Annotated in this window: 12 protein-coding genes; 3 read left to right on the top strand and 9 right to left on the bottom strand. The window is 61.5% G+C overall.

Annotated elements, in window-relative coordinates:
* Window positions 1-53: 53 nt before the first annotated feature.
* Entirely contained in the window at window positions 54-1,556 is a 1,503-nt protein-coding gene (locus TQ38_RS04850) for an FAD-dependent oxidoreductase (protein WP_113941884.1), read from the bottom strand.
* Between the two features lie 58 nt (window positions 1,557-1,614).
* Between TQ38_RS04850 and TQ38_RS04845 the strand changes: the two genes are divergently transcribed.
* A complete protein-coding gene (locus tag TQ38_RS04845) occupies window positions 1,615-2,076 on the top strand; it encodes a MarR family winged helix-turn-helix transcriptional regulator (protein ID WP_043979967.1) in 462 nt (153 codons plus the stop codon).
* Window positions 2,077-2,225: 149 nt separating this feature from the next.
* Here TQ38_RS04845 and TQ38_RS04840 read toward each other — a convergent pair whose 3' ends face one another.
* From TQ38_RS04840 to TQ38_RS04830, 3 genes are all read right to left on the bottom strand, one after another.
* On the bottom strand, window positions 2,226-3,728 hold the full coding sequence (locus tag TQ38_RS04840) for a carbohydrate porin (RefSeq protein ID WP_162792210.1): 1,503 nt from the start codon (window positions 3,726-3,728) through the stop codon (window positions 2,226-2,228).
* Between the two features lie 148 nt (window positions 3,729-3,876).
* On the bottom strand, window positions 3,877-5,247 hold the full coding sequence (locus TQ38_RS04835; protein ID WP_043979963.1) for an MFS transporter: 1,371 nt from the start codon (window positions 5,245-5,247) through the stop codon (window positions 3,877-3,879).
* Window positions 5,248-5,481: 234 nt separating this feature from the next.
* Entirely contained in the window at window positions 5,482-6,444 is a 963-nt protein-coding gene (locus TQ38_RS04830; RefSeq protein WP_205316072.1) for a dihydrodipicolinate synthase family protein, read from the bottom strand.
* Window positions 6,445-6,595: 151 nt separating this feature from the next.
* Here TQ38_RS04830 and TQ38_RS04825 point away from each other — a divergent pair, with 151 nt between their 5' ends.
* Window positions 6,596-7,627, top strand: coding sequence for a LacI family DNA-binding transcriptional regulator (locus tag TQ38_RS04825; RefSeq protein WP_043979961.1), 1,032 nt, complete (start codon window positions 6,596-6,598; stop codon window positions 7,625-7,627).
* Window positions 7,628-7,958: 331 nt separating this feature from the next.
* On the opposite strand, the gene TQ38_RS04820 is transcribed toward TQ38_RS04825, so the two are convergent.
* Complete coding sequence (locus tag TQ38_RS04820) at window positions 7,959-8,438, bottom strand: MucR family transcriptional regulator (RefSeq protein WP_043979959.1); 480 nt, start codon at window positions 8,436-8,438, stop codon at window positions 7,959-7,961.
* A gap of 281 nt (window positions 8,439-8,719) precedes the next feature.
* On the opposite strand from TQ38_RS04820, the gene TQ38_RS30825 reads away from it, so the two are divergent.
* Window positions 8,720-9,112, top strand: coding sequence for a helix-turn-helix domain-containing protein (locus TQ38_RS30825; RefSeq protein ID WP_043979958.1), 393 nt, complete (start codon window positions 8,720-8,722; stop codon window positions 9,110-9,112).
* 64 nt (window positions 9,113-9,176) lie between these two features.
* Here TQ38_RS30825 and TQ38_RS04810 read toward each other — a convergent pair whose 3' ends face one another.
* The 4 genes from TQ38_RS04810 to TQ38_RS30820 all read right to left on the bottom strand — a co-directional run bounded on the left by TQ38_RS04810 (window position 9,177) and on the right by TQ38_RS30820 (window position 12,942).
* Window positions 9,177-10,349 carry a site-specific integrase gene (locus TQ38_RS04810; protein ID WP_043979955.1) on the bottom strand — a complete coding sequence of 391 codons (1,173 nt, stop codon included), beginning with the start codon at window positions 10,347-10,349 and terminating at the stop codon, window positions 9,177-9,179.
* A 508-nt stretch (window positions 10,350-10,857) separates the two neighbouring features.
* Entirely contained in the window at window positions 10,858-11,910 is a 1,053-nt protein-coding gene (locus tag TQ38_RS04805; protein ID WP_043979953.1) for a nucleotidyl transferase AbiEii/AbiGii toxin family protein, read from the bottom strand.
* Window positions 11,903-12,511 carry a DUF6088 family protein gene (locus tag TQ38_RS04800; RefSeq protein WP_043979950.1) on the bottom strand — a complete coding sequence of 203 codons (609 nt, stop codon included), beginning with the start codon at window positions 12,509-12,511 and terminating at the stop codon, window positions 11,903-11,905. The genes TQ38_RS04805 and TQ38_RS04800 overlap by 8 nt, the downstream gene beginning before the upstream one ends.
* Before the next feature lie 287 nt (window positions 12,512-12,798).
* Window positions 12,799-12,942, bottom strand: coding sequence for an AlpA family transcriptional regulator (locus TQ38_RS30820; RefSeq protein WP_240198008.1), 144 nt, complete (start codon window positions 12,940-12,942; stop codon window positions 12,799-12,801).
* Window positions 12,943-13,098: the final 156 nt, after the last annotated feature.

Below are 13,098 nucleotides of genomic sequence, written 5' to 3'. Positions count from 1 at the left end.
GATCAGGAGGATCGGCGGCAGCTGGGCGAGCAGTTCCCTGGGCTTCATGCCGGCTAGCTAAGGCTGGTTGCTCCGGCCGCCCTGTCAAAGTACACATTTAACGTCTGATCCAGTTCATCCGTATCAACGATTGCGGCCAGATAGCCGTCAGGTCGAACCAACAACCATTGGCTGGCGGCAAGCCCATAGGCCCGCGCGATATTCCCCCCGTCATCGATGATGTCGCCCTGCTCGCCGATGAGCGCGATCCGCAAACCCGCGCGCGGCGCGGGACGTTTGGCGGCATCGAACCCCAGCAGCGTCCAGCATGGTCCGGCAAACACGCTGAACAGCCGGGTGTGCTGGCCTGCCCGTCCCCGGCATGGCGCATCAGGCGCACGGTCGCCCGGCTGGAGCAGCGCTTCGCCGGACCGGAACGGGCGTGACAACGACGATGTGCGGTAGCCCAGATCGAGCTGGCGGGATTCGCGATCACGACGCATCGTGCCCTCCTTGGCTTCGCCCAGCAGGCGCGTCGCCAGCCCCAACATCCCCGCCGCGATGGGGCGCCGCTCTTCCTCATAAGTATCGAGAAGTGTGTCCGGCGCGCCAGAGATGACCGCTGCCAGCTTCCAGCCCAGATTATAGGCATCCTGGACGCTGGTGTTGAGCCCTTGCCCTCCCGTCGGCGGGTGAGTGTGGGCCGCGTCTCCCGCCAGGAAGACACGTCCGACGCGATAGCGGTCCGCCAGCCGAGCATTCATCGAATAGACCGAAGCCCAGGACACATCTTGCACCATGATGTCGCTCCGGCCGGTTCGCTGGGCGATCAATCCGGTGAGAGCGGCAGGGGAAAGATCGACATCGCCTTCGAGCGCCACTGGCCCCTGCAACTGGAACAGATCGGTACCCGCCAGCGGGCACACCATGAGTTGCGTCGCGGGGGACCCTTGCTGGAAACGGTGCCAGGCCAGCCGGTCGAGCCCGTCCAGCCGGACATCGGCGACCAGCGCGCGAACGCCCAGGGTCTCGCCGGGAAAGCCGATGTTGAGGGCATGACGGACAAAGCTGCGGCCGCCATCGGTGCCGATCAGGAAACGGGCACGGATATGATGTTCGCCTTGCGCATCCACGACGTGGGCGGTGACACCGTTCTCATCCTGCTCGAATCCGGCCAGACGCCGTCCGAAATGCGGGCGGTGCCCCAGCTCCGCCAGCCTTTCGCGCATGACGGCCTCTGTCCTGAACTGGGCGACCATCAGCGGCGCGGCATAGGGTTCCGAAGGGCTGGGCGAGACCTCCTCCCCGGTCAACAGGGACTCCTCGGTGGTGCCGTCGCTGCGGTATTGGCGCAATGGAGGATAGGGGGCGCCTGCCGCCGCCAGACGATCGACAAGCCCAAGATCTTCGAAGACTTCCATGGTGCGTGGCTGGATGCCCTTGCCGCGCGATCCGCCGAAAGGCTGCTCGCTCTGCTCGATCAGCGAGAAGGCGATGCCACGCCGGGCAAGATCGATGGCGAGCGCGAGGCCTGCAGCGCCCGCACCGCTGATCAGGATGTCGGTATCGAAAGACATTGGCATCTCCGCGAATCAATGTGTATTATGCACATATATTCAACCATGCCATGAGGCAATGATAAGCGTGAATAATGCACACAATCGCGACATTCTGCGCGGACTTCACGCCGCGCTCATCGATGTGGTGGATGAGATCAACCGCCCCCGCCGGGATGACCGGCTGATCGAAGAGGCCGGTATTCCGCTCGACCGCGCGCTGTTCCCGCTACTGGCGCGGATCGGTCGCTATGGGCCGATCGGCGTGGTCGAACTGGCGGACAGGACGGGTCGGGACCACACCACCGTCAGCCGCCAGATGACCCGGCTTGACGAACTTGGCCTGATCGAACGGAAGGCCTCAGCGCGCGACAAGCGTATCCGCGAAGCCAGCGTCAGCGGGAAGGGGCAAGCCATGATCGATGCCTTGAACGCTGCGCGCGAGCGCTTGGCCAATCGCATCCTGGCATCATGGACGGACGCGGAACTCGATCAGCTCCAACATCTGCTGCGCAGGTTCGCCGATGATCTGATGCGTTAGATCATAGTGCAGGTCGGCCGGTAATTATCCGGTTGGAGTATGACCAGGGCCGATAGCACCCGACCAATATCGGATACTCGCGGGAACCGCACTAACGTCTGCTCTCGACGGAATCGTTCGCTCTGCACTAAAGCGCGCGAATGTAGCCGTCATTTTGATGCGGGAAGTCCAAGGATAGTCGCGAAGTCGACTGATACGCGGAGGCCGAAGGCCAGGATGTTCTTCGATTGATGGACTGCAGTCGGTCTGGGCAGGTTGTCGGGATTGACGACGTATTGAATGTTGGGGTTGATCCGCACGCCTCTGGCCACGGCGATGCCGTAGTTCAGTTCGAACACGCCTTCGCCCAGACGGACTGGATCGGTGCCGCCCGCGCGCGCGCGCGCCGCCTCGAGGTAATCAACCTGCCGCGATCCCAATCGGATATAGCTGCCCACTAGGCCGAGGGTATCGTCGGGTCGTCCCTTGAACGGTCCGGTCGCAATTACCCCGGCAATCGCCTGGCCCTTGAAGGGCAGATAATCGTTGGCCGATGCGATCACGCCGCCGAACACCGTTACCGGCCGCTTGGCATCGCCCCCCAAGTGCCAGCCCACGACATCGCCCATGACGTAGCCGCCGGCCTGGCCATCGTGCATCAACGCGGCGCCAGCCGCCGCAATTCGAGGTTGGCGCTCCGTATTCAGGTACGGGTCGCCGACGTCGGAGGTATTGTGATATCCGCCGATGCGCAGATGCCACGGGTTAGCGGCTTTGGGCGGCGACTGGAAACCGATCTCGACAGCGGTCTGGTGTCCAGTCGAACCGCGTGTCGACCAGTCGAACCCGTTGGTGGCATTGAGGGTGGTGTTGGCCTCGAACACGCCGGCCTGGACGTAGAAGGTCTTCGAGGGGGACACCTTGATACGGCCGCCCCAAGTACCGTACGGGAAGAAGCCCAGCGCCCGGTCCTGAATCGGCACGACGGCCGGATTGAAACATACCGAATTGCTCTGAAACGTACAGTAGATCGCTGACTGGTTGAAATAGGTCAGCGGCGAGACGCGACCGCCGGAGATATTCACGTGCCCGTCGAACAGGTTCTGCTCGATCGCCAGAGCGGCGAGGCGCAAGTTGTGGTAGGTCTTGTAGCGGGTCTGGAAGCTGATCGCGTTGCCGGCATGGTCAGCCGAGAGCGACGACCCGCGCGACGTGTTCATAGAGACATGGACGAAGGCCCCGGGGATGCCGACCATCCGATCGAGATCGAGGTCGGCACCGAACGGCAGCGCGTAGGAGTTTCCAACCCCCGTGCCCTGGCCGCCGCTGACGCTACCGGCGAATTCATCGACGGCGAGGAAGCGAAAGTACACGCCTTTGTCCGCAAGCGACTGACCGATCTTGCTCAAAGGTCCCTTGGCGGGCGAGGACGAGGCGAATATCGACTGTACCTGCGGCTTGGGATAATTGGCAGAGTTCGATCCGGTTCGCGCGCGCCTGACCGCCGGCACAGCGGAACGGTCCTGCGGCGTCGGCGGCGGGGGGCTTTCGCCGTTGCTCGGTTCGGTCGTGGAAGGGGCAACCGGGGCCGGGACAGTGGGCTGCGCGGTCGCCTGCTCGGTCAATAGCAACACGGCAGCGGCCACGGGCCATGCGAGGTGCATGCGTGTCATTTCAGATCCTCTCCGAGAGATCGGCGTCGTTTCTCGCCGTTTCCCGATACCTATTCGTGGAGGTGCTGCCCGGGAGACACCAGACGGCAGCGGTCGCGTGTCGGGTGCAGCGGCATCCGATCGGAATGTCCGACCGGATGCCGTCATCTCACGGGGACAGTTCTTCGAGCGCCTTGCCGCTGGTTTCGGGCGCCCATTTCAGCACGACCAGGCCAGTCAGCGCCGCAACCACTGCGAAAGTCAGGAAAACCGGTGCGACCGAACCGCCACTCATGATCAGTCCGATCACCCAGGGTCCCGCGATCGAACCGGCCCGCAGCCAGGCCGAACCCAGGCCGGCGCCCAGCGAGCGCAGGCGGGTTGGATAGAGTTCACCTGAGTAGAGGTAGAGCGAATAAGTGACGGTCTGGAGTGCGGCGAAGGCGGGTGTCGCCAGGGCGAAGACCATGATCGGGTTCGATGCGCCTAACAGATACAGGGCAGTCAGAGGAACGGCGGCGAACAGCAACGCCCCGGTATACCAGCGCCGACGGCCGACCTTGTCAATGGTCAGGGCGCAGATGAAGGATGCGACTAAGGCCACGCCCGTCATTGCGAACCCGTATCCGATGGCCTGATTGATCGGCAAGTCGAAGACCGTGCGATAAAGCGTCGGCAGCCAGGTCAGCAGACCGTTGTTGATCATGTAAGCGCCGAACCACATGGCCCACAGGAGCAAGGTGCGCGGGCCATACAGCGGGCTGAACATCTCGCGGATCGAGCCGGCTGGCTTGGCCTCGACCAGCACCGCGCTGATCGGCGCCGGGTCGGGCAACGGCTGATTGTGTTGGCGCGCACTGTCCTCGAGCCGTTCGACGACTTGGTCAGCTTCGGCAAAGCGGCCGCGGGCGATAAGCCAGCGGGGGCTTTCGGACAGGAAGAAGCGCAAAGGGATGACGAGTGCGACGGGCACCATGCCGACAATGAACATCGACTGCCAACCTAGCTTGGGAACCAGTGTATAGCCGATCGCGCCGGCCGCAGTGAGGCCCACCAGGAACAGCAGCTCGTAGAGAAGGAAGAACCGCCCGCGTTTCTTCGCGCCGGATAGTTCGTTGACATAGGCGCTTGCGACCGGAACTTCGCCGCCGGTGCCGATCCCTTGGAGGAAGCGGAACAGGATCAGCGATTGCGCGCTCCAGGCGAAGATGCAGCCCGCGCTCATCACTGCGAAAATGCCGATGCAGATGGCCAGGACTGGCAGGCGCCCTATACGTTCGGCGAGCCAGCCGAAGAAGATTGCTCCGACCAGCTGGCCCAGATAACCGGACGAGATGATTGCCGCAGTGGTGGCGGGCGTAAGGCCCCACTCCCTCGCGAGGATCGGCAGCGCGTAGGCAAGTGCAATGGTCGTGTAACCATCGAAGAAGGTCGCCATGCCAACGCAGCCGCGCGCCCAGAGCACGGGGCGGGTAACGGGCAGGCGTTCGAGCCTTGCGATCAGCGACGCTCCAACCGCGCTAGCTGTGGTCGTCGACATATCGGGGCGCTTTGCGCTCGTGCGTGACGCAATAGAAGCTTTCATGTCAGTCTCTCCCATCTGCGCGCTTTGGGGCTGCTTTGAAAGCCCGCGCGTCTGTCTGGTCAAAGGAGGGCGACTTCCCTCCGGACCGCACGGGTCGTGCAGCCGAGAGCCAGTCGGATCGGATCAAGCGCCTATGACGACGACATGACCCGACCCAGCCGTTGGAAATCTTGAATCGACCGGGAGAGCTTAGATGATCCCCGCTTCCTTCATCGCCGCCTCGATCTCACGCTCGGCTTCCGGCGTAAGGTCGATCAACGGAGAGCGCACGGTGGCGTTCTTGAGGACGCCGCGCGCGCGCAGTGCGATCTTGAGCGCAACGGTGCCTTCCATGTGCGAACCCCGATGGTAGACGCTCTTGGTTACCGGCAGCAGTTGGTCGTGGAGCGCTCGGGCCTTCGAGTAGTCCTTGGCCTTGCCAGCCTGGATCAGCTGGAACAGAAGTTCGGGCGCGATGTTGCCGTAACCAACCAGGGCGCCATCCACGTCGAACATGGTGTGGAGCAGGTATTCGTCGTGGCAGGTCAGGATCTGCAACTCCGGGAATTCCTTGCGCAGCACAGGGATCTCAGTGTCCCAGCGCTTCATGTTGCGCACGCCGTTCTTGGTGGCGACGACGCCGGGCTGAGCCGCGATCTCGAGCTGGGTCTTGAGGTTGTAGGTCGCCTTGGTGACGTCCGGGTACTGGAACAGGATGCACTGTAGGCCCGACGCTTCGTAGATCGCCTTGTACCGGTCCTGCGGGGCGCCGTCCTGGTAACCGAAGCGCAGCCAGCCATGCGACGGATACACCAGAGCGCCGATTGCGCCCGCATCGGCGGCGCGCTTGGCTTCCTTGGAGGCGACTTCCGTGCCTTCACCGGTGATGCCGGCGATGACCGGAATCTTGCCGTCGAGGGCCGCTACGTAGGTTTCGATGAGCTGCACCTGTTCGTCCTGGGTCAGGAAGGTGCCCTCGCCGGCATGGCCGAGGATGACGAGACTCTTCACGCCTTCCTTCGCAGCCAGCCACTTGGCCAGTTCGGCATTCGCGTCCCAATCAACCGAGCCGTCATCGGCGAAGACGGTGACAGGTGCCGGGTTGAGACCGCGAAGGTCCATGACGGTGGTGGGGGCTGGGCGGACGCCGGGAGCGGGGTCGTAAAGGCTCACTATAAACTCTCCATCGTTTCTTGGAACGGTCCTGGGAACGTTCCCGTTATCGATTCGAGAGGGCGGTTGAGTCAAGAGGGTTTTTACTGCATTGAGCAAAGGCGCTGCACGAGACGGCAAGCGAACGCAGGAAATCGGGGTCTTGAGTATTATGCCTGGGAAGGTTGGGAAGCAGACGCGTGCCACCCTCCACAGCGTCGCAGCTGCGGCCGGAGTCTCCAAGTCTACCGTGTCTCGAATCCTCGACGAGCGTCTGCCGCAGTCCGACAACTCAACCGCGCGCCGGGTGCGAGAGGTCGCTGCGCAATTGGGTTATGTGCGCGATATTTCTGCAGCGAGCTTGCGCAGGGGCAAAACAATGGCGCTCGGCGTGATAGTGCCCCGGTTGACCGACACCGTCATGGCGATGCTCTACGAGGCCATCGCAAAGGCCTGTGCCCGGACCGGGCGCATCGCGCTTGTAGCGACTACGGATGACAACGTCGATGCTGACCTGATCGCAGCAGAATCACTCCTTCAGCGGGGCGTTGACGGCTTGATCCTGGCGACGGCGCGCGACGGGGACAATCTGCCCGACCTGCTGAAAGAGCGAGGGGTGCCCTTCGTTTTGGCGCTTCGCACCGACGGGCAGAGCCTTTCCGCGATCGGCGATGATAGGTTGGGTGGATACTTGGCGACGCGGCATCTGCTCGATCTCGGCCATCGCCGGATCGGGATCATCGCAGGCCCGTCGTTCGCGTCGAGCAGTCGCGAACGAACCGCCGGCTATCGTGATGCGCTTGTCGAGGCAGGCTTGGTGGTAAACGACAGCCTCATCATTCCTTCGAGCTTCAGCATCGATGCGGGCGCCGAGGCCGCGCAAGCCTTGATGCAGCTTCGCGACAGGCCAACGGCCATCTTTGCAGTCAACGATAACACGGCCATCGGCGCGCTTTCGGCTTTGACCAATTTGGGTCTGACCGTTCCTGAAGACCTTTCGCTGGTCGGCTACAACGATATCCCTATCGTCAGCCACCTTCCAACCCCCCTCACGACATTGCGCGTACCCTTCGATCAAATCGCCGCGGCTGCACTGGAGTTGCTGGACAGGCCACCAGTTGAGCCCCAGCTAAGGATGCGGCGCGTCGCACCCACGCTGATACCCCGACGATCGACCGCGCCGCCCGCAGCAGGACCACATTGACGTTTTGAAGGTCTATCAGAACGAGGCGCAACGCAGGTGAAGGCGGCTCCCCACGGAAGCTGAAGCTAGAGGATATAAGCCGGAATGACTGTAAAGTCCCAAAGCCGGGCCTCGCCGCCGCCCTGCACAGGCGCAAAAAAACAGCGGAAGACATCATGGAGAAGGCATAAGTTTTTAGCCGCCTCCTCCCTGTCGGCAGGATACTCAGTCGCGGCCCTTTCACCTAACTGCTTGACCGCGGCGAACCAAATGCTTCAGCTAGCCAGAAGACATTAAGAGCCGCTGCAGAGCCAACTGAGGCGCGTCACTCAGACCTCGGCAAAAGCTCGCGTCAGGTGTCAGCTACGATATCCATTCTTGCGACGGCCGCCGCCTTCTTCAAGCGGGGCTTGCGAGCAGGCTTCTTCAACTCTTCCTTCGGCTTGCGGCCAAGCCCGATCTTGTGAGCGAGGTCACGCCGCTTTTGGGCATACTCAGCCGCCACCATGGGATAATCCCGCGGGAGGCCAAACGTCTCCCGGTAGCTTTGCGGCGTGTAGCCATTCAGCGAGAGATGACGTTTTAGCATTTTATAGGGCTTGCCGTCGATCATGCTGATCAGGCGATCGGCTTTGACCGACGCCCTGGCGGAGACGGCACCCACCGGCTTTGCTGGTTGATCGTCCGCAGCAGGGGCTCCCGCTGCCTGCAGGGCCAAGAACACATTTTCAATGAGCGAACTCAGCGCTTCCGGTGCGACGGAGTTGTGGCTGACATGCGCCGCGACGATGTCTGCGGTCAAAGCGATCAGATTTTCGGTGTCGGCGGCCAATGCAGGCTCCTGATGTAAAATACCGCGCCGCCGATAGCCTCGTTGCCGGGGCCTGTCGAATCGCGATCATTCGGCCCTGGATTACCATTCGTGGAGGGACGAGACGGCCTACGTAGCCCAGATAAGCGATGAACCATGGCCAATAAGATACGCCATGCCTTGTTTTTGCACGCCGCCCTGCGACGCCGTAGCGAGACCCCTCGCACGCCCTAACCATCCGTGGATACAAGTCCGCAACCCGCCCACAGCGCGGATTTGCACTTTGGAAATGGAGGACGAACTTGCGGACGAGCGACGTCAAGCCGGACACCTCGCGACCCACGGATAACCCGCTGCACCCCACAATCGAGCACCGGCGGGGGACCGCCAGTGTGGGGCCCGCGAAGGAGGTTCTCCGGACGGGCTCAGCCTGCACCATTCCGCCACCACCGTTCAAGGCGGTGTCGGTGAGAATTCCAACTGCCGCCGCGATGCTGGGGATTGGAAAGACCAAGCTGTACGAGCTGATTTCCACCGGCGAAATCGATCTGATCAAGATAGGCAAGGTCTCACTTATTGCCGTGAACGCTTTGGAAGCTTTCGTCGAACGACAAGGGCGCACGAACGATACGTCGCGGGGCCGTCCTGCCAGCCGAGGTCGCCCTCGCAAAACCTTCACCGAAATGATCCGCTGAGCAAGCCTGCCGGTCAGAAACTTCTATGCTCGGCAAAGATGTCGAGTCGACTCGGCAAAGCCGATCATTCGCTCTCAACCGAACGATGTGATGGGCTGCAATAGTCCGCCCAGCCCTGCATAAGCACCTTGCGCTTCTTGAAGAAGTCCGTTCGTAAGTAGGCCGCCTTGGTCTTGTCCCCGACACTGTGAGCAAGGCACGCCTCCGCGACTGCTTCCGCCACATCGGTTTCCTCCGCTGCCCAGTCACGAAAACTGGACCGGAACCCATGGACGGTCACCTCATAGCCCATGCCGCGTACCAGTTGTAACAGCGCCATATCCGACAAGGGCTTTCCAGACCTGGAATTCGGGAAGACAAGGTCGTTGCCTTCAAGCTCAAGGGCACGTGCCCTGCGAAACACATCGGCGGCCTGTTTGGAAAGCGGCACGATATGTTCCACGCCCATCTTCATCCGCTCCTCCGGGATTGTCCACAGCGTCAGTTTGTCGTCGAATTCCGACCACCTCGCTAAGCGAAGCTCACCGGAGCGCACGGCGGTCAGGATGACCGCCTCGAGCGCCAGCGTGCTTGCGCACGCGGTCTTCGCATTAAGCTCGACGATGAACTGGATAACCTGGGGATGCGGCAGCGCGGCGAAGTGTCCCTTCTTTCGCGATTGTCGCGGAAGCCCCTTCGAGATCGACCGCATGGGCGCCTCGGTCTCGCGCAAACCGTTGGAATAGGACCAGTCCAGGACGGTACCGATCCTTTGGCACACACGGCGCGCGGTCTCCGGGATCTCGAGCCAGATTTCAGCCAAAGCATCCCGAATCAGTGGTCCGTCGATCTTGTCGACCTTGAGCTTGCCAAGTTTGGGGTATGCGTAAAGCTCGAGGGTCTTGAGCCATTGTTTGGTGTGTTTGCCGTTCTTCCAGCTTTTCATCATCTCGGCGTGCACCGACTTGGCGGCCTGTTCGAACGTCGGAATGACCCTCGTGACCTTGCGGCGTTCTTCGAGGGGATCGATCCCTGCGGCAGCTAGTTTTTTGGCGGCGCCCGCTTCGAGACGAGCTGTGCGGACCGGAATATGCTTGGCGTCGCCCAGGCCGATGTCACGCCTGGTTCCGTTCACCTGGATACGAAGCACCCAGCTCTTGCCGCCCGACGGCGAAACCTTGAGATAGAGCCCTTCCCCGTCCGGATAACGGCCGGGTTCGACAAGCTCCTTGATGATGCTGGCGTTGAGCTTTCCCATGTCTGGGAATTTAGCATCGAATCGGCCTGATCTGAAGCCCCTCGCCCGGCCCCAGTCCCACACTCAGTCCCACATCCATTTTCGAACGACCCCGAACAAGGATGATCGACACCGGACAATAATCCTTGATTACCGGTGGTTTAGTCCGATTTTCCGGTCAGTGGTGAATGTCGGTGAAGGGACTCTTGGCGGAGAGGGTGGGATTCGAACCCAGCCACCAAGTGATTGACTTGGAAGCTTCAAAAACCGCTCTCGACCGCCAGATACCACGTAAAATACCACGCGGCACTTTTCGTCTAATTACAGACACTTGTCACGTCAGTTCGACTCCCAGCGCCTCTATCGAACCCACAGTACATTTGCAAGCGCCAGAGGGATGCGGCGGCCTCTCCATCAGCCCAAAAGTACCGGCTTGAGCCCCAGCGCAGCGAGCCGCTGAATAGCGAATTTCACGTTCGCCCCCTCGCATCAGCGCCCCAGGATCGTCCTGGCCGGCCGGAGAATCAGATCACTGATCCGCGCCCTTGTCACCGCTGGAAGGCGATGCATTCAACCTGGCCTCCAGCACCGCCAACCCCTCCAGCAGCTCGTTGAACGTTGGCGGTGCCACCATGAACATGTCGGCCATAGCTGCATAATCAGCCCGGAGCCGGTCGATTATTCGCTCGGAAGGCATGAGGCGCAGGCCACCAGGCACAGCAGTTTCGTAGGATGCGCTGTTATCGGCAAACATCAGGCTTTTATTTCGGACAACCGCCGCCAGCAGATCGGGCTGCGCGATCGCCTCGGCGGTGACCCCGGCACGGTCAAGCATCAGCAGATCATAATAGTGGCGCGACAGTCCGTCGCGCAGCTTGTCGTTATGATGGAGGGCGTGGAGGATGGTCGTCTTTTCCCAGAAGGTTCGCTCGACACTCAGCGTCGCAACAGTGGCGGCGGCGTCCGAGAGTTCATTCGGGAATTCATCAGCAAGATAAGGCGTGATGGCGCGATCTTGGAACGGCTCCGGATCGCCACGCGCGCCGAATTCCAACTTGACCCGCGGCTTGATATAGCTGCCTGGCTCGTCACCAAGATCGCTCGTGCGCGGATAATGAAAAAGTACCGTCTGGCGCTCCTTGTCGTCGGGATCGATCTCGAGGCTCCAGCCTTCCTCCGTGCCGAGCGACGATACCATCGCCCGAGCGAGTGCTGGCAATGCGATATCCGCGACGAAGCTTTGTGCCGCAGCTTTCAGCGAATCGCCACGCCGCCGGCGCTCATTGGTGCCAATGTCCGGATCCATGGGCGATGCGACCTCCTCGATCAACGGCGCCGATCGCCTGATCGTAAGGTCGATGTCTTCCGAAAAGCGTGCGATGATCCCGTAGGCCTTCGACAGCGACGTTCCGCCCTTGAACGTCAGATGGCCCGCCAACTCTCGACTCTGGGTCAGGCGACGAAGCGTCCAGCAGACCCAGAAATCCTTCTCGATGACGAGAGCGGTCAAATCGCGACGAGCTGCACATTCCTCGACAAAGACAATCCGCTCGTCAGCGGGGCGCCGTGCGAATTCATCCATGGCGGGCGTCCTGAATCTTGAGAATCACGTCGCTCATCCATCCGGACATCCGCGAGCGGGCCCTAAGGAGGGCGTGCATGTCGCGATCATCCACCTGGTTCGCAAATTTTCCGATGGCATCGGCGTCGACCTGCCCTTTTCCCAAGTGCGCGAGCGCCTGGACGATCGCATTGGCAGATGCGCTCGCGTTCTCCAGAACCGGTGCTCGGCTGTGCCGGAGCGTCAGGCTGCGTCCGGCGGCACGCTTGATCCGCGTAGGACCATTTGTCGCATAGCTCGCTTTGGCGGGCACCTGCGTCGAAAGGCCCAGGCTATTTGCAGCCATAGCTCCCGAAGGAGCGAACCGGTCGCCGGCTTGCGTGGAGACAGCGTCTGCCAGTCTGTTGGTTTCAGGGCTCAGGGCACCCAACGTCGCATGGATGCGTGGATAATCGTAAAGACCTCGGCCTATGCGGCGAATCTCTCCGGCCTTGGCGAGACGGGACAAGGCCACGTCTATTGCGCCGCGCGTCCCGAAGTCGACAAAATGCTTGGGCGTGAAGACCCAACCGCGGCCCTTCCCGCGTACGCGCTTCATAATCCTATCGCTTACGGCCGGCATGGCTTGCTCCTAAGCGTTAGATATTACCGCACTAGTTTCTAACAAGCCAGACGATAAATAAGACCCAAACCGAAGGAAAAATCGTGGTTTATGGCTACCCGCGCCATCGACGATCCCCAAGGGTCTGTGGCGCAGACAAACCCTGCCCGATGCCATGGCTTGGCTCCCCGGCGACCTGTGCGCAGCGAATGCCCCCTCCGCATACCAGGGGCATGAGCGCAGAATTCATCCCAGAGCAATCGGCGACGGGAGAGGTGCCGGATAGTAGGCTCGGACAGGAACACTGCCTACATCTTCCTCTTCTTGCCTTCGAACCCATCCTTGACGTCATCGATCCAGGCGACGATTTCATGGTCGCTCCACCGGGAGGCGCCATTGGCGAGCCTATAGGGGGCTGGGAAACGGTCTTCCTGGATAAGACGATAGACCATCGACTTGCCCAGGCCGACCCGACGCTTGACCTCGTCCAGCTTGATGAAACGGTCGGGGCTATCCCTCTCGGTATTCATTTCAATACCGGCCAGAGAATTGGAGCAGACGGCTTCCTGCCTCCCGAATGACTGCCGTTTGAATGATCAAAGGAGCAG

This window comes from Novosphingobium sp. P6W, from assembly GCF_000876675.2.
Classification (GTDB): Bacteria; Pseudomonadota; Alphaproteobacteria; order Sphingomonadales; family Sphingomonadaceae; genus Novosphingobium.
The sequence above is the reverse complement of the archived record's forward strand: the minus strand, read 5'-3'. Positions and strand labels throughout refer to the sequence as shown.